Consider the following 22,980-nt stretch of genomic DNA (forward strand, 5'->3'; position numbering starts at 1 on the left):
GCCTTTCGTGTCGCTACCAGGAGACACTTATTGTATCGCTGACCCTTTTTCTCCTGCCTCATTCCCTATGAACTGACATAAATCCCTTAGAACTTAAAAAGTTGTAGTGAAATCCATTTTCAGATGCGACGTTGGCACGTTACGTGCAATAATATAAATGTAGATGCTCATTCCATCTCTTATGTTCGCCTTAGTGCCTCATAAACTCAGGAATGATGCAGAGCCATTTAAGGTGCTTATCGTCCACCGACAGATGTCGCTTCGGCCTCATCAAACACCATGGACATAACGTTGAGTGAAGCACCACTATGTTGTCAAACAGACCTGTTTAACGCCTGCTTTTATAGCAGGCGTTTTTTTTGGTTTATTCCCGGTAGCGGATCATCACGGCAGCGACCAGCAACAGCGCGCTCGCCGACACCAGATAAAACGCCTGTATCGCCCCGTGCGTGGCGGCAATCAGCGCCGCGATGCTGGTAAAGACCGAGGCACTTACTGTTTGCCATCGCCATGCTTTGCCACTGGCGGCGGAGATATGCGTGGCTGCAAAACTGCTCAGCACACCAAAGGTTCCGGCCGCAAAGATAATATTCGATGCCAGGTGAGCAATAAAAATCAGCCCCAGAGCGATGACTTGCTTTCCAGGCAGAGCCGGAATAAATGCGTAAGCGACGAAAAACAGCCCCAGACAAAGCAGTAGCGGTCGGTTTTGACCTGCATAGCGGGGAAGACTCTCCTTATTGATCAGCAGCGGCCCGCAAAGTTGCCCCAGGCTACGGGCAAACAGTAACGGGAGTGCCATACCGGCAGCGTCAGCAGGTTGAATTTGCTGCGCCAGCGCAGGAAGGAGGGCCATAGCGGGCGCACCGACAGCCGCCAGTGCAGGCAAGAGTAACAGGCTGCGTTTTTGCCGTAGCGTGAGGCTTTGCCAGGACACGGTTACCGCCTGCGGGGTGTCGGGCTCTGAAGGCGCAGGTTTGCCAGAAAAGGCTCGCCCGGTCTGATAAAGCAACAGTAAAGATCCCCCAAAGCTGAGCGCATCTGTCGCCAGTAACACGGCCATAGGGACATGTTGAAACAACAAAACCCCAAGCCCGGTGCCCAGCAGCACCTGTGAGGCAAAAATCACATGCTCAAGGCAAGTCGCGGCTGGCAGCTCTGGCTCAGGAAGGCCCCGTTTGAAGAGCAACGTCAGTGCAGGCCAGCTCATACCGCTCAATAATGCTTCGCATGACTGTACCGCCAGCAGCGCCGTGATGCTGTGATAGTGCATCCCCAGCAGGGGAAATAACAGCGCCAGTAAACCCAGTAACTCGGTGATGATTAAGATCCTGATGGGGGCAAATCGCGTGCAGAGCTTTTCGCCGAGCAGGCTACCCACAAAGCCGGGAAGGGTGGCAAAAAGCCAGGCAAGGGTCAGTAATGATGGGGGCGCTTGCCACTCCAGCAACAGGCCAAACACCAGCACCTGCGTGAGTCCATTACCCAGTGAGGTAAAAATAAAAGCACAGGCAAGCAGGCGGAGCCAGCGATGGCACCGCAACGCGCTCAAGAGCGCGTACAGAAGGGTGTTCATGAACATAGTCCTTTCAAAAACGGTTTAATCCACGCGGCAAAGCGCGTGTATGAATAAAGGTTGATGAAAGGATGTCGTTACATTGGCGGGACGTTTCTCTGATGGCGATGAACAGACTGTAGCAGGCCTGCAGCGATAAAAAAAGGAGGCCTTACGGCCTCCTGATGCGCTACGGTTGGACGCTGTTATTTTGCAGCGTTAACAGCAAGCCATCGCGACGCATCGCGGCGGCCTCTTCTGGCTGGTGCAGCCTGTCCAGCGTATCGGCAAGCCAGGCATAGTCGAACGCGTCCGGACGCTGCTTAAGCGCGGCGCGGAAGGCGAGGCTGGCCTCTTTCCACTCACCGTGTTTAGTGAGCGACTGGCCCAGCGTGCTCCACAGCAGCGGGCGATCGCCCACGGTTTTGATCTGCTGGCGCAGCATTTTTTCGATCTGCTCTGGATTGTTGGTTTTCAGGCGCGGGATGACCATGACCAGGCGATCGTCATACTGGCGCTTCAGGCCATCGAGGATGATCTCCTGTGCGGTGTCATGATCGTCACATTCGATAAGATGCTCCGCCATGGCCACCTGCAGCGATACCTGCTGGCGCGTTTTACGGCTTTGGTTCTTCCACCAGCTTTTCAGACCATCGCTGCCCAAATCGGCCCGGGCCTGATCCATCAGCCCAATCCAGGCGAGACGTTGCAACTCATCGCGCTGTTCTTCGTCACCCACGTCGGCTTTCGCCATCGAGGGAATGATGTCCAGCAACGAGCCCCAGGCACCGGTACGGATATAGGCCTGTTCGGCCAGACGCAGCACTTCAGGATGACGCGGGGTGATCTCCAGCAGACGGTCGATGCCGTGGCGTGCCGCATGATTTTCGTTACGCGCCAGCTGCAGGCGTACGCGGGTAATTTCCACCGGGATCTGATCGTTGGACGCCAGTTCAGCGGCGCGCTCCAGGTGCTGATTGGCACGAGCTTCATCGCCTCGCTGCTGCGCCGCTTCGGCCGCCAACAGGTAGTTCACTACCGGCTGTTCAGCGTGGTCGGCATTCTTCGACATCAGCTTTTCAACCTGCTGATAGTCGCCTTCGGCCAGTTTCAGCAGCGCCTGTTCAGTCTGTTTACGTGCGCGACGGCGTTTACGTCCCACAAACCAGCTTCGGGTGTGAGCCCCGGTCCGGAAGATGCGGCGCAGGATCCACTCGACGGCGAACAGCACAACCATCGCCAGGATCAGAATGATCACCAGCCCCGTGACGCTGGTTTCAACGTTGTAGTTGTCCGTCTGGATCAAGACGTACCCCTGATGGCCCGCCAGCATTGGGCCGAGGACGATCCCGGCGATCAACAGTAAGAAGAGCAACAAGACTTTGATCATGGTTACTCTCCCTGCGGTGCGCTTTGTGGCGCGCTTTCAGGCGCAGCGGTATTTGCTTCGGAGGCCACACCAGGCTGCGCCAGCAGATTACGCACGCGCGTTTGCATCAGTTTTTCCAGCACCGGCTGACTTTCCAGCTTGTCCGGGACATTCATGGTGATGTTCTGCTGGCTGAGCTTATCCACCTCTTCCAGGAACGCGGTGGTGGTGGCATCGTCGGTATCGTAATAGGCGCGAACCCAGGTGGAGACGTTGTCCAGCGCCTGCTTGTAAGTCTCTTCCTGATGGCGCGGCACGGCCTGGGCGGCGACCAGCAGACGGGAGCGGATGTTTTCACGCAGATAGACATCCTGGTTAGGCGCCAGTAACGGTACGGCGGTTTCGTCACGGCGGCGAATGGTAATAAAGCTATCCATAAAGTTCTGCCAGCTTTTTTGCAGGTTTATGCGCCACTCACTGATAGAGCTGGAAAGTTCGCCGCTATCAGAATCCATCGGGGTGTCGTCATCGTTGTTATCCGCCAGACGCAGGTTATCAATCTGGTTCGACAGTTGGTTAACCTTAAGGATAATGCCGTCGTAATCGACCTGAGAAACGGCGGCCAGGCTTGCGATATCTTCGGTGATGGCACGACGCGCGTTGATCAGGCTCGGGTCGTTCATATCGGCCAGGCTGGCGTCGGCGCTTTTCAGCAGAGCGGCGGCGGTGGTGACATCCTGATCGCTCCACAGCTTACGTCCGGCCAGTTTGACCAGGAAATCGGACTGGGCCAGCAGCCAGGTTTTTGCATCGGTACCGGAGATGGTGGCCACCTTCTGCTGCACCTCGTCCAGCTGTTTTGTCAGCTCAGCCTGCTTGTTATTGGCGGCGGTCAGCGCATCGGCCTGCTGCTTAATAACCGCTTCCAGATCCGTTTTTTGCGTCTCCTGCGCTTTTTGCAAGGCGGTGACCTGGCTCACCAGCGCATCATTGGTGGCGGTCTGGTTGGAGGCCTGATTTTTCACCAGACCGTACAGACCTACGCCCGCGGCGAGCGCGATCGCAATCGCAATGGCGCTTAGCGCAAGGCTGGTTTTATTCGTGTCGCGCTTCTGGGCAGTAGTGTTCTCGGTCTTCTCTGACTGTGGCGTGGTGTCCACCGTCTCCCTGGTCTCTTCAACCACGGCGGAGGATTTTTCTTGTTCCGTCATTATGGCTTCCCATTATGAGAGTTATTGTAATGCGCGCAGCAGCGCATCGTTGTCGGCGTTATCAGCGACCCTAATATCTTGCCAGCCCAGTTCCCGGGCGAGGTTCGCCAGACGCTCACTGACGACAATCAGCCGACAGCGGAGTAACCAGTTTTCACGATACCATGGTGGAATGAGCGACCAGAGCTGTTGCAGCATTTCACCGCTGGTGATCACCAGCGTTGTCACGCCGCGTTGATGCCAGCGCATGGCCTCTTCCGCACCATCATAATGTCTGGTACAACGTTGATAACATTCGCAGAATTTCACCTCTGCGCCGCGCTCGCGAAGCGTTTCACCCAACAGCTCACGCCCGCCGTTTCCGCGCAGAATCAGTGCGCGCTTTCCTGCAACAGACTGTAATTCAGGTAATTGTAGCAACACTTCGCTGGTCTCCCGATCCCGCGGATAGCGAATATCGATTCCGCTAACGGTATGCAGGGCCAGCGCGGTGGTTCGGCCAATGGCGAAGTAGCCGGGGGAGAGCGGCCAGGTTTGGCCTTCCTGTTGCAATTGCGCATGGGCAAACTCCACGGCATGTTGCGACAGCGCAAAAAGCAGGTCGCCTTCCCGTAGGGCGTGAAGCTGCTCTGTGAGCAGAGGCAGCTCCCTTCCCTGAGAGAACTCAATCAGCGGAAAGCTCCATGCCACCTGCCCCAGTGCGCGCAGACGGCTCACTAACTGCTCTCCTGCGGGAGAAGGGCGGGTGACGAGAATACTCATGCCGGGGGTTCTCCGTTATAAACGTCTGCCAGGATCTCGCGCGCGCCGTTATCGAGCAGCTCCTCAGCGAGCGATACGCCAAGCTGCTCGGCATCTTGCGGCTTACCGCGACGTTCACCGCGCACCATTTTAGATCCGTCCGGGGCGCCAACCAGCGCCCGCAGCCACAGCTCATCATTCTTTAATTCAGCATAGCTGCCAATCGGCACCTGACAGCCGCCTTCGAGGCGGGTATTCATGGCGCGCTCCGCCTGGACACGAATCGCGGTTTCGTCGTGATTGAGCGGGGCGAGCAGGTCGCGGGTGTGTTGGTCGTCGAGACGGCACTCAATACCCACCGCACCCTGGCCCACCGCAGGCAGAGAGAGTTCGGGTGGCAACGCCACGCGTACGCGTGACTCCAGCCCCAGACGTTTCAGCCCAGCGACCGCAAGGATGATGGCATCATAGTCGCCGTTATCAAGTTTGCTCAGGCGGGTACCCACGTTGCCGCGCAGCGATCGGATAACCAGATCCGGGCGCCGCTCGGCCAGCTGACACTGGCGGCGTAAACTTGACGTGCCAACCACGCTGCCCTGAGGCAACGCGTCAAGCGAGGCGAAGTGGTTGGAGACAAACGCATCGCGCGGATCTTCACGCTCGCAAATCGTGACCAGGCCCAGCCCTTCGGGAAACTCAACCGGAACGTCTTTCATGGAGTGAACGGCAATATCGGCACGGCCTTCGAGCAGGGCCAGTTCCAGCTCTTTGACAAACAGCCCTTTACCGCCCACCTTGGCCAGCGGCGTATCGAGGATCACATCGCCCCGCGTCACCATAGGAACCAGCTCAACATGGAGATCGGCGTGGTAGGCTTCGAGGCGCTGCTTTACATAATGTGCCTGCCAGAGCGCAAGAGGGCTTTGGCGTGTGGCAATTCTTAAAACATTGTCTAACATGCTTGTTACCGTCATTTTCGTCTACTGACCATCCTAACATTGTTGTCTCTGGGATGGCAGTTTTACGGACGATGATGGGAAGAGGGACAAGGCAGCGGCACAAGTTGCCTGGCGCCGTATTCAGGAATTTACACGTACAGAACGGTGCTACACTTGTATGTAGCGCATCTTTCTTTACGGTCAATCGGCAAGGTGTTAAATTGATCACGTTTTAGACCATTTTTTCGTCGTTATGACCATAATGACCCAGGGCGAAAAGTGACGGTTTATTTTTGAAATAGTGTGAATGCGTTTCTCGCGGCCCCGCCAACGGCAACGCCTTCAGAACATCAGGCGATACGTCTTGTACCTCTATATTGAGACTCTGAAACAGAGACTGGATGCCATTAACCAACTGCGCGTAGATCGCGCGCTTGCTGCAATGGGACCCGCTTTCCAGCAGGTTTACAGTCTACTGCCGACATTGTTGCACTATCACCATCCGCTGATGCCAGGCTACCTGGACGGTAACGTTCCCAGAGGCATCTGTCTTTTCACGCCTGATGAAACCCAACAGCACTATCTGAACGAGCTGGAACTCTACCGTGGCATGCCGCCACAGGACTCTCCGAAAGGTGAACTGCCGATCACCGGCGTTTACACAATGGGCAGTACCTCATCGGTAGGGCAAAGCTGTTCTTCTGACCTGGATATCTGGGTCTGCCATCAATCCTGGCTTGATAACGAAGAGCGCCAGCTGTTGCAGCGTAAATGCAGCCTGCTGGAGAGCTGGGCGGCATCGCTCGGTGTGGAAGTGAGCTTCTTCCTGATTGATGAAAACCGATTCCGTCATAACGAAAGCGGCAGTCTGGGTGGTGAAGACTGCGGCTCGACTCAGCATATGCTGTTGCTGGATGAATTTTACCGTAGTGCTGTTCGCCTGGCCGGTAAGCGTATTCTGTGGAATATGGTGCCGTGCGATGAAGAAGAGCATTACGACGATTACGTCATGTCGCTCTATTCTCAGGGTGTGCTGACGCCAAACGAGTGGCTGGACCTGGGCGGCTTAAGCTCCCTTTCCGCTGAAGAGTATTTTGGCGCCAGCCTCTGGCAGCTCTATAAAAGTATCGACTCACCGTACAAAGCGGTGTTGAAAACCCTGCTCCTCGAAACCTACTCCTGGGAATATCCTACGCCGCGCCTGCTGGCGAAAGACATCAAGCAGCGTCTGCACGACGGGGAGATTGTCTCCTTCGGGCTCGATGCCTACTGCATGATGCTGGAGCGCGTGACGGAATACCTGAAAGCCATTGACGACACCACCCGTCTGGACCTGGTGCGTCGCTGTTTCTATCTCAAAGTCTGTGAGAAGCTGAGCCGCGAACGGGCCTGCGTGGGCTGGCGTCGTGAAGTAGTCAGTCAACTGGTCAAAGAGTGGGGATGGGACGAAGAGCGGCTGGCAATGCTCGACAATCGCGCCAACTGGAAGATCGATCAGGTGCGAGAAGCGCATAATGAACTGCTCGATGCCATGATGCAGAGCTACCGTAACCTGATTCGCTTTGCTCGACGCAACAACCTCAGCGTTTCCGCCAGTCCGCAGGATATTGGGGTGTTGACCCGTAAACTGTACGCTGCGTTTGAAGCGCTGCCGGGTAAAGTCACGCTGGTTAACCCGCAGATTTCGCCAGACCTGTCTGAACCGAATCTGACCTTTATCTATGTACCGCCGGGCCGCGCGAACCGCACCGGGTGGTATCTGTATAACCGTGCGCCAAGCATGGATTCGATTATCAGCCATCAGCCGCTGGAATATAACCGCTACCTGAACAAGCTGGTGGCCTGGGCCTGGTTCAATGGCCTGCTGACGTCGCGCACCCGGCTGTTTATCAAAGGCAATGAGGTCGTCGACTTAGCCAAGCTGCAGGAGATGGTCGCAGACGTATCGAGCCACTTCCCGCTGCGTCTGCCGGCACCCACGCCAAAAGCGCTCTACAGTCCGTGCGAAATTCGCCATCTGGCGATCATCGTTAACCTGGAGTACGACCCGACGGCGGCCTTCCGCAATCAGGTGGTTCACTTTGATTTCCGCAAGCTGGATGTCTTTAGCTTTGGCGAGCAGCAAAATTGCCTGGTGGGCAGTATCGACCTGCTCTATCGAAACTCCTGGAACGAAGTGCGTACGCTGCACTTCAACGGCGAGCAAGCGATGATCGAAGCGCTGAAGACCATTCTCGGCAAGATGCACCAGGATGCGGCTCCGCCGGACAGCGTCGAGGTGTTCTGCTATAGCCAGCACCTGCGCGGTTTGATCCGTACCCGCGTGCAGCAACTGGTCTCCGAGTGTATCGAACTGCGTCTTTCAAGCACCCGCCACGAAACTGGCCGCTTCAAAGCGCTGCGTGTCTCCGGCCAGACCTGGGGGCTGTTCTTCGAACGCCTGAACGTATCGGTGCAGAAACTGGAAAACGCCATCGAGTTTTACGGCGCGATTTCCCATAACAAGCTGCATGGCTTGTCTGTGCAGGTAGAAACCAACCACGTGAAGTTGCCGCAGGTTGTGGATGGCTTTGCCAGTGAAGGGATTATTCAGTTCTTCTTTGAAGAGGTGGGGGATGACGCCGGGTTTAACATCTATATCCTGGATGAGACCAACCGCGCCGAAGTTTATCACCACTGTGAAGGCAGCAAAGAGGAGCTGGTACGCGACGTGAGCCGCTTCTACTCCTCATCGCACGATCGCTTCACCTACGGCTCCAGTTTTATCAACTTTAACCTGCCGCAGTTCTACCAGATTGTGAAAGTGGATGGCCGTGCTCAGGTGATTCCGTTCCGTACGCAGGTAATTGCTGCCGCCCCCGCGAATCAGGACGCCGGCGCACCGCTGCTGCAGCAGTATTTTTCGTAGTCGGGCCCGGTAAGCGTGACGCTACCGGGCTAAAACGCGTTAGCTAAAGCTGACTGTCTCGCCTGCCTGGGATGTTGCCGCCTGTTCCAGCAGATCCCAGAAGCGCTCGCCGCTACGGTCACAAATCCACTCATCACCTTTCAGATCGAAATGGTAGCCGCCCTGTTTGGTCGCCAGCCACACCTGATGCAGCGGCTCTTGACGGTTAATGATGATTTTAGTGCCGTTTTCGAAGCTGATGGTCAGCACGCCGCCGTTGATTTCACAATCGATATCGCTGTCGCCGTCCCAGTCGTCCAGGCGCTCTTCAATGGTCTGCCACAGGTCGTCTGCAAGGCGATGGAATTCACTGTCATTCATGGGTCTGTTCCTGTTTTTCGTGATGGCGGCAGTATAACGCTAAATAATTCCCGTTGCAGGTAAGCGGCAAACTCTTGCTTTTGTGTCTTCTCCTGCGATGATAGAAAGCATAAAGCACGAACTTACAGGCAACTAAATAATGAAAAACGTTTTTGGAACGCTGGCCGTTCTCCTCACGCTGCTGAGCCTGACCGGCTGTGGTCTGAAGGGGCCGCTCTATTTCCCACCCGCGGATAAAACGGCGCCGCCGCCAACCCGGCCGGTGGAGAGCCATATTGAGTCAACCACCCCGGTCAGTAACGATCGTGGCGACAATGGCGGCCCGACTCAGGTGAACTACTGACGACCCGTTCTGTACCCGCGCAATGGAGCAAATGATGCAGTTCTCTAAAATGCATGGCCTTGGCAACGATTTTATGGTCGTCGACGCGGTAACGCAGAATGTCTTCTTTTCCCCGGAGCTGATTCGCCGTCTGTCTGACAGACACCTGGGCGTGGGTTTTGACCAACTGTTGGTGGTTGAACCCCCCTACGATCCGGATCTCGATTTTCATTACCGCATTTTTAACGCGGATGGCAGCGAAGTCTCTCAATGCGGCAACGGTGCGCGCTGTTTTGCCCGCTTTGTCCGCCTGAAAGGGCTGACCAACAAGCGTGACATTCGCGTCAGCACCGCCAATGGCCGCATGGTGCTTAGCGTTACCGATGATGAACTGGTGCGGGTTAACATGGGTGAGCCGCAGTTTGAGCCCTCGCAGGTGCCGTTTCGCGCCAACAAAGCGGAAAAGACCTATATCATGCGCGCCGCTGAACAGACAGTCTTGTGCGGCGTGGTCTCCATGGGTAATCCCCACTGTGTGATTCAGGTTGATGATGTCACTACCGCCGCCGTCGAAACCCTTGGCCCGATACTGGAAAGCCATGAACGTTTCCCGGAGCGCGCCAATATCGGCTTTATGCAGGTAGTGAAAAACGAGCATATCCGGCTGCGCGTGTATGAGCGTGGTGCGGGTGAGACACAAGCTTGCGGCAGCGGCGCGTGTGCCGCCGTTGCGGTAGGTATCTCACAAGGGTTACTGGCAGAAGAGGTTCGCGTGGAGTTACCCGGCGGCCGACTGGATATTGCCTGGAAAGGCCCGGGTCACCCACTGTATATGACCGGCCCGGCGGCACATGTTTACGACGGATTTATTCATCTATGAAGCAACCAGGGGAAGAACTGCAGGAGTCACTGACAGAGCTGGACGATCGGGCGGTTGTTGATTATCTGCTGCGCCATCCTGAGTTTTTTATCCGCAATGCGCGCGTTGTCGAACAGATGCGTGTACCGCATCCGGTTCGCGAAACCGTGTCACTGGTCGAGTGGCATATGGCGCGCTCGCGTCATCACATCTCGCATCTGGAAGAGAATATCTCTCTGCTGATGGAACAAGCCACCAGCAATGAGAGCCTCTTCTACCGGCTGCTGCATCTGCAGTCCCGGCTGGCATCTGCCAGCAGCCTGGACGAATTCCTCAACCGTTTCCATCGCTGGGCCCGCGAACTGGGGTTGGCAGGCGCAACGATCCGCCTGTTCCCTGACCGTTGGCGCATCGGTGCGCCTTCTGGCTTTACCCATCTGGCACTGAACCGTCAGGCCTTCGAACCGTTGCGCATCCAGCGTCTGGGCAGAGAGCATCACTATCTGGGTACGCTCAACGGACCGGAACTGCTGGTGGTGCTACCGGAGGCTAAAGCCATCGGGTCGGTGGCTATGTCGCTGATGGGACGTGACGGCGATCTTGGCGTGATACTCTTCACCAGCCGGGACGCGCAGCATTATCAGCAGGGACAGGGCACTCAGCTGCTCCAGGAGATCGCTTTGATGTTGCCAGAACTGCTGGAGCGCTGGGTCGAGCGCCTATGACCGGGGCCTCGCTAACTTCCGCCGTGACGCGCTTTATGCGCTACCTGGGCGTTGAGCGCCAGCTCAGCCCCATTACGCTTAAGAATTATCAGCGCCAGCTGGATGCCATCATGCAGATTGCGGAAGAGAGCGGTCTGCAAAGCTGGCAGCAGTGCGATGCTGCCACGGTACGGGGATTTGCCGTACGCAGCCGCCGCAAAGGTCTTGGCCCGGCGAGCCTGGCGTTACGTCTCTCGGCATTACGTAGCTTCTTTGACTGGCTGGTGGCTCAGGGCGAACTCACGGCCAATCCGGCGAAAGGCATCTCCGCGCCGAAAGCACCGCGTCATCTGCCTAAAAATATCGATGTGGATGACGTTAACCGCCTGCTGAATATCGACCTTAACGATCCGCTGGCGGTGCGCGACAGAGCGATGCTGGAAGTGATGTATGGCGCCGGCCTGCGACTCTCTGAACTGGTGAACCTGGACAGTAAACATCTCGATCTCGACACCGGTGAAGTGTGGGTGATGGGCAAGGGGAGCAAAGAGCGCCGTCTGCCGATTGGCCGCAACGCCGTCGTCTGGATTGAACACTGGCTGGATCTGCGCGGGCTGTTTGGTGCCGACGACGATGCGCTGTTTCTCTCGAAGCTGGGCAAGCGCATCTCGGCGCGTAACGTGCAAAAACGCTTCGCTGAGTGGGGCATCAAGCAGGGGCTGAACAGCCATGTGCATCCTCACAAACTGCGCCACTCCTTCGCCTCTCATATGCTGGAGTCCAGCGGCGATCTGCGCGGCGTTCAGGAGTTATTGGGGCATGCCAATTTATCCACCACTCAAATCTATACCCATCTCGATTTTCAACACCTTGCCTCGGTGTACGACGCGGCGCATCCACGCGCCAAACGGGGGAAATAATGCGTTTTTACCGTCCGGTCGGCCAGATTTCTGCGCTGACCTTTGATCTTGATGACACGCTGTACGATAACCGTCAGGTGATCCTGCGCACCGAGCAGGAAGCGCTGAGCTTTGTTCAGAACTATCACCCGGCGTTAAAAACGCTGCAAAACAGCGAGTTTCATCGCCTGCGCCAGGCGTTACGGGAGACTGAACCGGATATTTATCACGATGTCACCGAATGGCGGCGTCGGGCAGTTGAACAGGCGATGCTGGATGCCGGCCTCACGGCGTCCGAAGCGGCTCTGGGCGCGGAGGCGTCGATGGCGCATTTCGCTAAATGGCGTAGCCGTATCGATGTGCCGCAAGAGACGCACGATACCCTTGCCGCGCTTGCCGAAAAGTGGCCGCTGGTGGCTATCACCAACGGCAATGCTCAGCCAGAGCTCTTTGGCCTGGGTGATTACTTCGAATTTGTACTGCGTGCCGGCCCGGACGGACGCTCGAAGCCGTTCAACGACATGTACCATCTGGCGGCTAAAAGACTTAACGTACCGCTGGGCGAGATCCTGCACGTGGGCGATGACCTCACCACCGACGTGGCGGGGGCGATCCGCTGTGGCATGCAGGCTTGCTGGATCAAGCCTGAAAACGCCGACCTGATGCAGGCTTTCGACAGCCGCCTGCTGCCACACGTGGAAATTTCGCGGTTGGCATCCCTCACGACGCTGATATAATCACCAGCAGTATTGTATAAATTAACAGTATGTCCGGTGGCAAGCGCCGCCGGGCAGCTCACTTCTGGCGGTGCCAATGGACGTTTCTTACCTTCTCGACAGCCTTAATGATAAACAGCGTGATGCGGTTGCCGCCTCGCGCACTAACCTGCTGGTGCTGGCAGGGGCGGGGAGTGGTAAGACGCGTGTGTTAGTGCACCGTATCGCCTGGTTACAGAGCGTAGAAAACTGCTCGCCTTACTCCATCATGGCGGTGACCTTCACCAACAAGGCGGCGGCGGAGATGCGCCACCGTATCACTCAACTGATGGGCACCAGCCAGGGCGGTATGTGGGTGGGGACTTTCCACGGCCTGGCGCATCGCCTGCTGCGCGCTCACCATCTGGATGCTAACCTGCCGCAGGATTTCCAGATCCTCGATAGCGAAGACCAGCTGCGTCTGCTTAAGCGCTTGATCAAGGCGATGAACCTTGATGAGAAGCAGTGGCCGCCGCGTCAGGCGATGTGGTACATCAACGGCCAGAAAGACGAAGGGCTACGCCCACACCATATCCAGAGTTTCGGTAATCCGGTCGAGCAGACCTGGCAGAAGGTTTACCAGGCCTATCAGGAAGCTTGTGACCGTGCGGGGCTGGTCGACTTCGCTGAACTGCTGCTGCGTGCCCATGAGCTGTGGCTCAACAAGCCGCATATTTTGCAGCACTATCGCGAGCGCTTTACCAACATCCTGGTGGACGAATTCCAGGATACCAACAACATTCAGTACGCGTGGATCCGCCTGCTGGCGGGCGATACTGGCAAGGTGATGATCGTTGGCGATGACGACCAGTCGATCTACGGCTGGCGCGGGGCGCAGGTTGAAAATATCCAGCGCTTCCTCAACGACTTCCCCGGTGCGCAGACCATCCGCCTGGAACAGAACTACCGTTCAACCAGCAACATTCTGAGCGCGGCCAACGCCCTGATCGAGAACAACAACGGGCGTCTGGGCAAAAAGCTCTGGACCGACGGCGTCGATGGCGAGCCAATCTCTCTTTACTGCGCGTTCAACGAACTCGATGAAGCGCGGTTTGTGGTGAACCGCATCAAGACCTGGCAGGACAACGGCGGCGCGCTGGAGCAGTGCGCTATTCTCTATCGCAGCAACGCCCAGTCGCGTGTGCTGGAAGAGGCGCTGCTGCAGGTGAGCATGCCGTACCGCATATACGGAGGCATGCGCTTCTTCGAGCGCCAGGAGATCAAAGATGCGCTCTCCTATCTGCGCCTGATTGCCAACCGTAATGACGATGCCGCCTTTGAGCGCGTGGTGAATACCCCGACGCGCGGGATCGGCGATCGTACCCTGGACGTGGTGCGTCAGACCTCGCGTGAACGTCAGCTCACGTTATGGCAGGCCTGTCGCGAGTTATTACAGGAGAGAGCCCTCGCCGGGCGTGCCGCCAGCGCCCTGCAGCGTTTCCTCGAGCTTATCGAAGCGCTGGCGCAAGAGACCGCCGACATGCCGCTGCACGTGCAGACCGACCGGGTGATTAAAGATTCCGGCCTGCGCACCATGTATGAGCAGGAAAAGGGCGAGAAAGGCCAGACCCGTATCGAAAACTTAGAGGAGCTGGTGACGGCAACGCGCCAGTTCAGCTACAACGAAGAAGACGAAGACCTGATGCCGCTGCAGGCATTCCTCTCTCACGCCGCGCTGGAAGCGGGCGAAGGGCAGGCGGATACCTGGCAGGACGCGGTGCAACTTATGACCCTGCACTCCGCGAAAGGGCTGGAGTTCCCGCAGGTGTTCATCGTCGGGATGGAAGAGGGGATGTTCCCCAGCCAGATGTCGCTGGATGAGGGCGGTCGTCTGGAAGAAGAGCGTCGCCTGGCCTACGTGGGGGTGACGCGTGCAATGCAGAAGCTGACGCTCACCTACGCCGAAACCCGTCGTCTGTACGGCAAAGAGGTCTATCATCGCCCGTCACGTTTTATTGGCGAGCTGCCAGAAGCGTGCGTGGAAGAGGTACGCCTGCGCGCCAGCATCAGCCGTCCGGTCAGCCATCAGCGTATGGGAACGCCCGTCTCTGAAAACGACACGGGGTACAAGCTGGGGCAGCGTGTCCGCCATGCTAAATTTGGCGAGGGCACCATCGTCAATCTGGAAGGCAGCGGCGAGCACAGTCGCCTGCAGGTCGCGTTTCAGGGCCAGGGAATTAAATGGCTGGTGGCCGCTTACGCGAAGCTGGAAGCGGTGTAACTTTCAGAAAAACATCATAATTTTGTAATTATCTGCTAGCCTTATACGTTGAGGGTGATTTATTGCTCTTCAGCGTTCCGTTGCGTGTTGACGCCGCAGTTATTGCTGGCGTAACATGCGCGCACGATTACGCTAAGAGGACATTCGCCTTGGACACACCCAGTAGATACTGGCTCAATTCCCTGTCATCCAGGAACAACTCCTAAGGCTATCTCCTCACGCTGATGGCCTTAGTGGTTGTCAGCGACTGCATTATTCCCGTCGCGCTGAGTCAGGCTGTTTAATGGTCTGAAACCCAATTTGTTTCTGTGTGCCCACCGAACTGTCCGATATTTTTTGCATTGGGAGTCCCGGTCATGCTGAGCGCATTTCAACTGGAAAACAACCGACTAACCCGGCTTGAAGCCGAGGAGTCACAACCCCTCATTGATGCCGTATGGGTGGATCTGGTCGAGCCGGATGACGAGGAACGTACACGCGTTCAGTCAGAGCTCGGGCAGAGTCTGGCCACCCGACCGGAACTGGAAGACATCGAAGCATCCGCCCGTTTCTTCGAGGACGAAGACGGCCTGCATATTCACTCCTTCTTCTTTTTTGAAGATGCCGAAGATCACGCTGGCAACTCCACCGTGGCATTTACCATCCGTGATGGCCGCCTGTTCACGCTGCGCGAACGGGAACTGCCCGCGTTTCGCCTCTACCGCATGCGGGCCCGCAGCCAGGCGATGGTGGACGGGAACGCTTACGAACTGCTGCTGGATCTGTTTGAAACCAAAATTGAACAGCTGGCAGACGAGATTGAAAATATCTACAGCGATCTGGAAAAGCTGAGCCGCGTCATTATGGAAGGGCACCAGGGCGATGAGTATGACGAAGCACTCTCGACGCTGGCCGAGCTGGAAGATATTGGCTGGAAGGTACGTTTGTGTCTGATGGATACCCAGCGCGCGCTGAACTTCCTGGTACGCAAGGCGCGTCTGCCGGGTGGCCAACTGGAGCAGGCGCGTGAGATCCTGCGCGATATCGAATCCCTGTTGCCGCACAACGAATCCCTGTTCCAGAAGGTGAACTTCCTGATGCAGGCGGCAATGGGCTTTATCAACATCGAGCAGAACCGCATCATCAAGATCTTCTCGGTGGTATCGGTCGTGTTCCTGCCACCGACGCTGGTGGCCTCAAGCTACGGAATGAACTTTGAGTTTATGCCGGAGCTGAAGTGGAGCTTTGGCTATCCGGGCGCGATTGTCTTTATGATCCTCGCCGGGCTGGCGCCTTACCTCTACTTCAAGCGCCGTAACTGGCTGTAAGCACATCACCCTCTCCATGGGGAGAGGGTGAAATACTACAATCCTCTTTTTACGCGACGCTGGGTGTAAATCGCATCGGCAACGAAAATCGCCAGTGCGACCCAGATAAACGCAAACGTCACCATCTTATCCGCACCCGGTACTTCACCGTAAAACACCACCGCCAGCAGGAACATCAGCGTGGGGCCGATGTACTGGAAGAAGCCCAGCGTGGAGAGGCGCAGGCGCGTTGCCGCACCGGTAAAGCACAGCAGCGGGATCGTAGTGACGACACCTGCGGCCATCAGCATCAGGTTCAGCGACCATGGATTGCCGCCCATATGGCTGGTGGCGCTATCGGCAATGCCAAACAGATAAATCGCGGCGACTGGCAACAGCCACAAAGTTTCGAACAGCATTCCGGTCTGGGCTTCGACGGCGATTTTTTTGCGCACCAGGCCGTAGAAAGCAAAGCTGAACGCCAGCCCCAGCGCAATGACAGGCAGCGAGCCGAACGTCCACAGCTGGACCAGCACCCCGCAGAAGGCGAGAAGTACCGCCACCCACTGCATCCGGCGGAAGCGCTCGCCGAGGAAAATCATCCCCAGCACAATGTTCACCAGCGGGTTAATAAAATAACCCAGGCTTGCTTCGAGCATGTGATGGTTATTCACAGCCCAGATGAACAGCAGCCAGTTGCCGCCAATTAACACGGCAGAGAGCGCCAGCAGAAAGACCTTTTTCGGCGTTTTGAGCAGCGTTTTAACGCCCGACCACTGACGGCTAATACTCATCAGCGCAATCATAAAGAAGAAGGACCAGATAACGCGGTGAGTGAGGATCTCGTCCGCCGGCACGTAGGCGATCAGTTTGAAGTACGCCGGTGCGATACCCCAAATAAAATAAGCGGCAAGAGCGAGTAAAACGCCCTGCCGCGTCTGTTTAGCATCCATCGGGAAAATCCGTTACAAATAAGTGAACTCACTTTACCCGATTTTTTCACCTCAACCCACCATATAAGTGGCTGTTGCGCTGGCGATATAAACCTGCTCGTCGTTATGCAGCTCTACGCGGGCAACGGCGACTTTGTTACCCGCACGCAGCAGACTGCTGGTGCAGGTGAAGCGATTTCCGCGGCCGGGCCGCAGGTAGTCAACGCGTAAATCGATCGTGCCCATTCTTGATAAACGTTGACGCAGTTCATCTTCGTTGATGGTCTCGTGGCGCGTTAAGGTGCTACCCACGCAGACCAGCCCGGCGGCGACATCCAGCGCTGAGGCAATCACCCCGCCGTGCAGAATACTCTGCGCCCAGTTTCCCACCATCATCGGCTGGTTATTGAAACTGAGCTGCGCAAAATCCTTCTCGTAGCGCTCCAGCTCCAGGCCCAGTGCGCGGTTAAATGGCATGTGATAGACAAAAATCTCACCGACCAGCTTCAGAGCTTGTTCCGCAGTTAGCGTGGCTGACATGGCACAACAGATCCTTATTGTTAATAAAATGTTGATTTTATCCCTCGCCAACGCGATTTACCACTTTAAGACATCTGGATGCAGCAGACGGCAAATAAATATGTAGAATGTGGTGGGCAAAATTATTCTTAAAAACTATCTACCTGGAGAACACCACCGATGCGGACGTATCTGGTCTGGTTACTTGCAGCGGTTGCGCTGCCTTTCACAGCTTATGCGCAGGAAGCGACCGTTAAAGAGGTGCACGATGCCCCGGCGGTACGCGGGAGCATCATCGCTAACCTGCTGCAGGAGCATGACAACCCATTTACGCTCTATCCGTACGACACTAACTACCTGCTTTACACGACCACCAGCGACCTGAATAAAGAGGCTATCAAGACCTACAGCTGGTCTGATAACGCGCGTAAAGATGAGGTAAAATTTCAGCTGAGCCTGGCCTTCCCGTTCTGGCGCGGTATTCTGGGGCCGAATTCGGTGCTGGGCGCCTCATATACGCAGAAATCCTGGTGGCAGCTCTCAAACAGTGGTGAATCATCGCCGTTCCGCGAGACCAACTACGAACCGCAGTTGTTCCTCGGCTTTGCGACTGACTATGAATTTGCGGGCTGGACGCTACGCGATGTGGAATTTGGTTATAACCACGACTCCAATGGACGTTCAGACCCGACCTCACGTAGCTGGAACCGTCTGTACACCCGACTGGCGGCGCAAAACGGCAACTGGCTGGTTGAAGTGAAGCCCTGGTACGTCGTAGGCGATACCGACGATAACCCGGATATCACCAAATATATGGGTTATTACCAGCTGCGCGTGGGTTATCAACTGGGCGAGGCGGTATTAAGCGCGAAAGGGCAGTACAACTGGAATACCGGCTACGGCGGTGCGGAGATTGGCCTCAGCTATCCAATGACCAGGCATGTACGCCTTTATACTCAGGTATATAGCGGCTATGGCGAGTCACTTATCGACTATAACTTCAACCAGACCCGCGTCGGTGTGGGCGTGATGCTGAACGATCTTTTCTAGCATCCTCGAATGTTTTTGTCTTAATCGTTGAAGTTTCTCTCTCAGGCGCTGAAAATAGCGCCTGTTTTATTTCAGGCAGGTGGTTAATGTGGCGCAGGCGGAAGTTTTGAATCAGACATTGCTGGCTAAACAGGTTCTGCATGAGACCTTTGGCTACCAGCAATTCCGCCCGGGCCAGGAGACCATCATCGATGCCGTCCTCGAAGGGCGTGATTGCCTGGTCGTGATGCCCACCGGCGGCGGGAAGTCGCTCTGTTATCAAGTGCCCGCGCTGGTGCTTAACGGCCTGACGGTGGTGGTCTCTCCGCTTATCTCGTTGATGAAAGACCAGGTCGATCAACTGCTGGCTAACGGCGTGGCAGCGGCCTGCCTGAACTCGACGCAAACCCGCGAGCAGCAGCAAGAGGTGATGGCCGGTTGCCGTACCGGGCAGATCCGTCTTCTTTATATCGCTCCAGAGCGGCTGATGCTGGATAACTTCCTCGACCATTTGACGCACTGGAACCCGGTACTGTTGGCGGTGGATGAAGCGCACTGCATCTCCCAGTGGGGGCATGATTTCCGTCCGGAGTATGCCGCGCTCGGTCAGTTGCGCCAGCGCTTCCCGGCGCTGCCCTTTATGGCGCTCACCGCCACGGCAGATGACACGACCCGTCTGGATATCGTCCGACTGCTGGGGCTGAATGACCCCTTTATCCAGGTTAGCAGCTTCGATCGCCCTAACATCCGCTACATGCTGATGGAGAAGTTCAAGCCGCTGGATCAGCTCTTACGCTACGTCCAGGAGCAACGCGGTAAGTCGGGCATCATCTACTGCAACAGCCGCGCAAAGGTGGAAGACACCGCCGCGCGCCTGCAAAACCGTGGCTTCAGCGCCGCGGCCTATCATGCCGGGTTAGAAAACCACATCCGCGCCGACGTGCAGGAGAAATTCCAGCGCGACGATCTGCAAATCGTTGTTGCGACGGTAGCGTTCGGCATGGGGATCAACAAGCCCAACGTGCGCTTTGTGGTGCATTTCGACATCCCGCGCAATATCGAATCTTACTATCAGGAAACGGGCCGCGCCGGGCGTGATGGCCTGCCTGCGGAAGCAATGCTGTTTTACGATCCGGCGGATATGGCGTGGCTGCGCCGCTGCCTGGAAGAGAAACCGCAGGGACAGCTGCAGGACATTGAGCGCCACAAGCTGAACGCGATGGGGGCCTTTGCCGAAGCGCAAACCTGCCGCCGTCTGGTGCTGCTCAACTACTTTGGTGAAGGACGACAGGAATCGTGTGGTAACTGCGATATCTGCCTCGACCCACCGAAGCAGTATGATGGCCTGATGGACGCGCGCAAGGCGCTCTCAACCATCTACCGCGTGAACCAGCGTTTCGGGATGGGCTACGTGGTGGAAGTGCTGCGCGGCGCGAATAATCAGCGTATCCGTGATATGGGCCACGACAAGCTGCCTGTCTACGGCATCGGTAAAGACCAGAGCCACGAGCACTGGGTCAGCATTATCCGCCAGCTAATCCACATGGGGTTCGCTACGCAAAACATTGCCCAGCACTCGGCGCTGCAGCTGACCGAAGCGGCACGCCCGGTGCTGCGCGGCGAAATTGAACTGAAGCTCGCCGTGCCGCGCGTGATTGCCCTGAAGCCGCGCGTAATGCAGAAATCTTACGGCGGCAACTACGACCGGAAGCTGTTTGCCAAACTGCGCAAGCTGCGTAAAGCCATCGCCGATGAGGAGAACATCCCGCCGTACGTGGTCTTTAACGACGCGACGCTGATAGAGATGGCCGAGCAGATGCCGCTTAGCGCCGGTGAAATGCTCAGCGTTAACGGTGTCGGCACGCGCAAGCTCGAGCGGTTCGGGAAAGAGTTTATGGCGCTTATTCGCTCTCATGCCGATGGTGATGATGAGGAGTAGTCAGCCAGCCAAAAAAGTGCCAGTATGATGACTCACTGTATTATTTCCCCGCGAGCTAATTATGTTAATGCTATTTCTCACCGTGGCATTAGTGCACATCGTTGCGCTGATGAGCCCCGGTCCTGACTTTTTCTTCGTATCGCAAACTGCCGTCAGCCGCTCCCGCAAAGAGGCGATGATGGGCGTACTCGGCATTACCATGGGCGTCATGGTCTGGGCGGCGGTGGCGCTGCTTGGTCTGAACCTGATTCTGGCGAAGATGGCCTGGCTGCATAACATCATCATGGTCGGCGGTGGCCTGTATCTGTGCTGGATGGGCTACCAGATGCTGCGCGGCGCGCTGAAAAAAGAGGTAGCAACGCCGCAGGAACCAAAAGTTGAGCTGGCTACCGGCGGTCGTAGCTTTATGAAAGGGCTGCTGACGAACCTGGCGAACCCGAAAGCGATTATCTACTTCGGCTCGGTGTTCTCACTCTTTGTGGGCGACAGCGTCGGCGCGGGAGCGCGCTGGGGCATCTTCCTGCTGATTGTGGTGGAAACCTTTGCCTGGTTCACCCTTGTAGCAAGCCTGTTTGCCCTGCCGGCAATGCGCCGTGGTTATCAGCGCATTGCGAAGTGGATCGATGGCTTTGCTGGTGCACTCTTTGCGGGCTTCGGTATTCACCTCATCATCTCTCGCTAATTGCTTCAATGGCGTACAGGACCCTGTACGCCATCTTGCCTTTACTTCTTCTTCTGCTCTGCATCGTCATGCGCGGGTGCGGCAAGAATCGCAATATCGACAAAATAGCTTTTGCCAATAATCATGCCCTTGCCGAACCAGGTCACGCCCCGGGAATAGAGCTCAACATCTTCACTATTTTTGACCAGCCGGTTGCCAAAGGTATTGCGAACGCTGTAGCTGTTGCTGGTAACGTAATCCAGCGTCAGTGCGCTATTGCCCTCGGCTTTGTAAAAACTGGTGATGGCGTTGAGATAGTCCGGCGCATAGTGTTTAACGACGTCTGTGATTTGTTGTTGCCTGGTCTTCCAGTCGCCGATTGGCTGCGGGGGGATATTCTGCGCGATAACGGCATAAAGCTGAGCCGTGGCGCGCGCGACCGCGAGCTGAACCTGTGCATCATGGATAAATCGATCCCTCAGGAAGTCGCTCTTTTCTGTCCGCTCCTCTTTCGCCGGGCGCCAGGGTAACCAGCTGGATTTCTCCTTCTCCTTTTTGTCCTGCAGGTAGTAACTTGTCATATCTACCGGCTGGAAGAGCGACGTCGCCAGAAACGCCGCACAGGCGAGCTGGCGCTCCTCGCGCTCGCTTTTTAACACCAGCATGCCCGGCACGCCTAATTTCGCGAGCTGCATCGGATCAACTTTATTCTGGATAAGCCGCTGATTCACCTCCTGCTGGGTCGCATCGCCACGCGCTAAATCGCAAATTTGCTGCATCAAAAAGGTATTACGTTTTCCTGCAACCTGAGGCGTCAAATTGAACAGGGTATCGGTAATAATGCTATAAGCGGGCACGCTAACAAATCTGACGGGCAGATCCTGGGAAGCCGCAAAGCCGGTGGCTGCGGTCAGTAAAGAAAGACCGCCGACGGCGGTCTTGATTAGAGTGAGGCGCATGACGTTATTTACCTGCGTTATCAGCCACGATTTCAATCGTCATGCGGCGATTGGGGGCCAGGCATTCAATGACATGTGATGTGGCGACACCCGGACAATCAACGCGCGGCATACTTTCGCCCAGACCTTCGGTTTCGATGCGGGTGGCATCAATCCCGTTTTCAATGAGCTGGCGCTTCACCGATTCCGCGCGTGCTTTGGACAGCGTCATATTGCTGGCCTCGTCGCCGATACGGTCAGTATGGCCTTTAACGATCAGGTGTTTACCTTGCTGTGTTTCAGCCTTCAGCCCGCCGCTGATGAGATTCACCTGCTTGATGCCCTCCGGACTCAGCGCTGCGCTACCAAAGGCAAACAGGCTTTCTGCACTCAGCTCTTTCTGAACGACCGCAACAGGTTGCTGCGGTTTTGTCTGCGGCGTCAGGCAGTTTTCAGGCAGGAAATAGAAACTTTGCGCCTTCATCTGTGAGTCGAACAGCACCTTGTACTGACAGGTACGCACGCTGTGATCTGGCTGGGTGAAGTGGAAAATATAATCCCACTCTTTCACGCGAAACATGCCTTCACTGAAATGCGGTGCGCCGAGCAGCTCATAGATCTGCGCTTTGGTTAAACCTGCGTGCATCTCGTTAAGATTGTCTTTATTCACGAAGCTGCCGTCAGTACGTACTGCGTGCGATTTATCCGGGAATATCGCGTTATCGGTCTTCCCTTCACCATTTACGTCGCTAACAGCGCGGGTACAGGCGGTAAGCAAAGCCATGCTGCCAATAAGCAGCGCCAGCCGGGTCATCTTTTTACAATTCATCATAA

At 56.3% G+C, this 22,980-nt stretch carries 22 protein-coding genes; 12 read left to right on the forward strand and 10 right to left on the reverse strand.

The features are described 5' to 3' along the window. Positions 1-364: 364 nt before the first annotated feature. From B3511_RS00200 to hemC, 5 genes are all read right to left on the reverse strand, one after another. Positions 365-1,576 carry an MFS transporter gene (locus B3511_RS00200; RefSeq protein WP_286758293.1) on the reverse strand — a complete coding sequence of 404 codons (1,212 nt, stop codon included), beginning with the start codon at positions 1,574-1,576 and terminating at the stop codon, positions 365-367. Positions 1,577-1,745: 169 nt separating this feature from the next. After that, the gene (hemY, locus tag B3511_RS00205) at positions 1,746-2,945 is read right to left on the reverse strand and encodes a protoheme IX biogenesis protein HemY (protein ID WP_040078095.1); all 1,200 of its coding nucleotides are present in this window, start codon (positions 2,943-2,945) and stop codon (positions 1,746-1,748) included. 2 nt (positions 2,946-2,947) lie between these two features. Beyond that, positions 2,948-4,135, reverse strand: a complete 1,188-nt coding sequence (gene hemX, locus B3511_RS00210) for a uroporphyrinogen-III C-methyltransferase (protein ID WP_046886528.1) — start codon at positions 4,133-4,135, stop codon at positions 2,948-2,950. A gap of 21 nt (positions 4,136-4,156) precedes the next feature. Further along, a complete protein-coding gene (gene hemD, locus B3511_RS00215) occupies positions 4,157-4,897 on the reverse strand; it encodes a uroporphyrinogen-III synthase (RefSeq protein WP_046886529.1) in 741 nt (246 codons plus the stop codon). Beyond that, complete coding sequence (gene hemC, locus B3511_RS00220) at positions 4,894-5,835, reverse strand: hydroxymethylbilane synthase (RefSeq protein ID WP_040078100.1); 942 nt, start codon at positions 5,833-5,835, stop codon at positions 4,894-4,896. Before hemC ends, hemD begins: the two co-directional genes overlap by 4 nt. A gap of 343 nt (positions 5,836-6,178) precedes the next feature. On the opposite strand from hemC, the gene cyaA reads away from it, so the two are divergent. After that, positions 6,179-8,722 (forward strand): class I adenylate cyclase, encoded by a 2,544-nt coding sequence (cyaA, locus tag B3511_RS00225; protein ID WP_040078101.1) that lies wholly within the window; start codon positions 6,179-6,181, stop codon positions 8,720-8,722. Between the two features lie 39 nt (positions 8,723-8,761). On the opposite strand, the gene cyaY is transcribed toward cyaA, so the two are convergent. Beyond that, entirely contained in the window at positions 8,762-9,082 is a 321-nt protein-coding gene (gene cyaY / locus B3511_RS00230; RefSeq protein WP_207292602.1) for an iron donor protein CyaY, read from the reverse strand. Positions 9,083-9,221: 139 nt separating this feature from the next. Between cyaY and lptM the strand changes: the two genes are divergently transcribed. The 8 genes from lptM to corA all read left to right on the forward strand — a co-directional run bounded on the left by lptM (position 9,222) and on the right by corA (position 16,149). Further along, on the forward strand, positions 9,222-9,425 hold the full coding sequence (gene lptM / locus B3511_RS00235; protein ID WP_040078103.1) for an LPS translocon maturation chaperone LptM: 204 nt from the start codon (positions 9,222-9,224) through the stop codon (positions 9,423-9,425). Positions 9,426-9,459: 34 nt separating this feature from the next. Next, positions 9,460-10,284, forward strand: coding sequence for a diaminopimelate epimerase (gene dapF, locus B3511_RS00240; RefSeq protein WP_040078104.1), 825 nt, complete (start codon positions 9,460-9,462; stop codon positions 10,282-10,284). Further along, a complete protein-coding gene (locus B3511_RS00245; RefSeq protein WP_286758294.1) occupies positions 10,281-10,988 on the forward strand; it encodes a DUF484 domain-containing protein in 708 nt (235 codons plus the stop codon). The genes dapF and B3511_RS00245 overlap by 4 nt, the downstream gene beginning before the upstream one ends. After that, on the forward strand, positions 10,985-11,887 hold the full coding sequence (gene xerC / locus B3511_RS00250) for a tyrosine recombinase XerC (protein WP_040078107.1): 903 nt from the start codon (positions 10,985-10,987) through the stop codon (positions 11,885-11,887). The genes B3511_RS00245 and xerC overlap by 4 nt, the downstream gene beginning before the upstream one ends. Further along, the gene (gene yigB / locus B3511_RS00255; protein WP_040078108.1) at positions 11,887-12,603 is read left to right on the forward strand and encodes a 5-amino-6-(5-phospho-D-ribitylamino)uracil phosphatase YigB; all 717 of its coding nucleotides are present in this window, start codon (positions 11,887-11,889) and stop codon (positions 12,601-12,603) included. Before xerC ends, yigB begins: the two co-directional genes overlap by 1 nt. 76 nt (positions 12,604-12,679) lie before the next feature. Next, a complete protein-coding gene (gene uvrD, locus B3511_RS00260) occupies positions 12,680-14,842 on the forward strand; it encodes a DNA helicase II (protein ID WP_040078109.1) in 2,163 nt (720 codons plus the stop codon). 149 nt (positions 14,843-14,991) lie between these two features. Next, entirely contained in the window at positions 14,992-15,048 is a 57-nt protein-coding gene (ysgD, locus tag B3511_RS00265; RefSeq protein WP_212743980.1) for a YsgD/CorL family protein, read from the forward strand. A 150-nt stretch (positions 15,049-15,198) separates the two neighbouring features. After that, on the forward strand, positions 15,199-16,149 hold the full coding sequence (gene corA / locus B3511_RS00270; protein WP_040078111.1) for a magnesium/cobalt transporter CorA: 951 nt from the start codon (positions 15,199-15,201) through the stop codon (positions 16,147-16,149). A 35-nt stretch (positions 16,150-16,184) separates the two neighbouring features. On the opposite strand, the gene rarD is transcribed toward corA, so the two are convergent. Continuing rightward, positions 16,185-17,081, reverse strand: coding sequence for an EamA family transporter RarD (gene rarD, locus B3511_RS00275; protein ID WP_046886532.1), 897 nt, complete (start codon positions 17,079-17,081; stop codon positions 16,185-16,187). A gap of 51 nt (positions 17,082-17,132) precedes the next feature. Beyond that, positions 17,133-17,600 (reverse strand): acyl-CoA thioesterase YigI, encoded by a 468-nt coding sequence (gene yigI / locus B3511_RS00280; protein WP_040078113.1) that lies wholly within the window; start codon positions 17,598-17,600, stop codon positions 17,133-17,135. A gap of 159 nt (positions 17,601-17,759) precedes the next feature. On the opposite strand from yigI, the gene pldA reads away from it, so the two are divergent. From pldA to rhtC, 3 genes are all read left to right on the forward strand, one after another. Continuing rightward, positions 17,760-18,629 (forward strand): phospholipase A, encoded by an 870-nt coding sequence (pldA, locus tag B3511_RS00285; protein WP_040078115.1) that lies wholly within the window; start codon positions 17,760-17,762, stop codon positions 18,627-18,629. 88 nt (positions 18,630-18,717) lie between these two features. Next, positions 18,718-20,547 carry an ATP-dependent DNA helicase RecQ gene (recQ, locus tag B3511_RS00290; protein ID WP_040078116.1) on the forward strand — a complete coding sequence of 610 codons (1,830 nt, stop codon included), beginning with the start codon at positions 18,718-18,720 and terminating at the stop codon, positions 20,545-20,547. Between the two features lie 61 nt (positions 20,548-20,608). Then, the gene (gene rhtC, locus B3511_RS00295) at positions 20,609-21,229 is read left to right on the forward strand and encodes a threonine export protein RhtC (protein ID WP_040078118.1); all 621 of its coding nucleotides are present in this window, start codon (positions 20,609-20,611) and stop codon (positions 21,227-21,229) included. A gap of 41 nt (positions 21,230-21,270) precedes the next feature. On the opposite strand, the gene B3511_RS00300 is transcribed toward rhtC, so the two are convergent. Both B3511_RS00300 and B3511_RS00305 read right to left on the reverse strand, forming a co-directional pair. Continuing rightward, a complete protein-coding gene (locus tag B3511_RS00300; protein ID WP_286758295.1) occupies positions 21,271-22,167 on the reverse strand; it encodes a hypothetical protein in 897 nt (298 codons plus the stop codon). A 4-nt stretch (positions 22,168-22,171) separates the two neighbouring features. Continuing rightward, on the reverse strand, positions 22,172-22,978 hold the full coding sequence (locus tag B3511_RS00305; protein ID WP_286758296.1) for an OmpA family protein: 807 nt from the start codon (positions 22,976-22,978) through the stop codon (positions 22,172-22,174). Positions 22,979-22,980: the final 2 nt, after the last annotated feature.

The sequence above is a fragment of the Leclercia sp. UBA1284 genome (assembly GCF_002308415.1).
GTDB lineage: Bacteria > Pseudomonadota > Gammaproteobacteria > Enterobacterales > Enterobacteriaceae > Enterobacter > Enterobacter pneumoniae.

Coding starts and splice junctions, on each gene's coding strand:
- pldA (WP_040078115.1), top strand. CDS start 17,760: ATGCGGACGTATCTGGTCTGGTTACTTGCAGCGGTTGCGCTGCCTTTC.
- B3511_RS00300 (WP_286758295.1), bottom strand. CDS start 22,167: ATGCGCCTCACTCTAATCAAGACCGCCGTCGGCGGTCTTTCTTTACTG.
- cyaY (WP_207292602.1), bottom strand. CDS start 9,082: ATGAATGACAGTGAATTCCATCGCCTTGCAGACGACCTGTGGCAGACC.
- uvrD (WP_040078109.1), top strand. CDS start 12,680: ATGGACGTTTCTTACCTTCTCGACAGCCTTAATGATAAACAGCGTGAT.
- rhtC (WP_040078118.1), top strand. CDS start 20,609: ATGTTAATGCTATTTCTCACCGTGGCATTAGTGCACATCGTTGCGCTG.
- B3511_RS00245 (WP_286758294.1), top strand. CDS start 10,281: ATGAAGCAACCAGGGGAAGAACTGCAGGAGTCACTGACAGAGCTGGAC.
- dapF (WP_040078104.1), top strand. CDS start 9,460: ATGCAGTTCTCTAAAATGCATGGCCTTGGCAACGATTTTATGGTCGTC.
- B3511_RS00305 (WP_286758296.1), bottom strand. CDS start 22,978: ATGATGAATTGTAAAAAGATGACCCGGCTGGCGCTGCTTATTGGCAGC.
- hemX (WP_046886528.1), bottom strand. CDS start 4,135: ATGACGGAACAAGAAAAATCCTCCGCCGTGGTTGAAGAGACCAGGGAG.
- B3511_RS00200 (WP_286758293.1), bottom strand. CDS start 1,576: ATGAACACCCTTCTGTACGCGCTCTTGAGCGCGTTGCGGTGCCATCGC.
- lptM (WP_040078103.1), top strand. CDS start 9,222: ATGAAAAACGTTTTTGGAACGCTGGCCGTTCTCCTCACGCTGCTGAGC.
- rarD (WP_046886532.1), bottom strand. CDS start 17,081: ATGGATGCTAAACAGACGCGGCAGGGCGTTTTACTCGCTCTTGCCGCT.
- xerC (WP_040078107.1), top strand. CDS start 10,985: ATGACCGGGGCCTCGCTAACTTCCGCCGTGACGCGCTTTATGCGCTAC.
- hemC (WP_040078100.1), bottom strand. CDS start 5,835: ATGTTAGACAATGTTTTAAGAATTGCCACACGCCAAAGCCCTCTTGCG.
- yigB (WP_040078108.1), top strand. CDS start 11,887: ATGCGTTTTTACCGTCCGGTCGGCCAGATTTCTGCGCTGACCTTTGAT.
- hemY (WP_040078095.1), bottom strand. CDS start 2,945: ATGATCAAAGTCTTGTTGCTCTTCTTACTGTTGATCGCCGGGATCGTC.
- yigI (WP_040078113.1), bottom strand. CDS start 17,600: ATGTCAGCCACGCTAACTGCGGAACAAGCTCTGAAGCTGGTCGGTGAG.
- corA (WP_040078111.1), top strand. CDS start 15,199: ATGCTGAGCGCATTTCAACTGGAAAACAACCGACTAACCCGGCTTGAA.
- hemD (WP_046886529.1), bottom strand. CDS start 4,897: ATGAGTATTCTCGTCACCCGCCCTTCTCCCGCAGGAGAGCAGTTAGTG.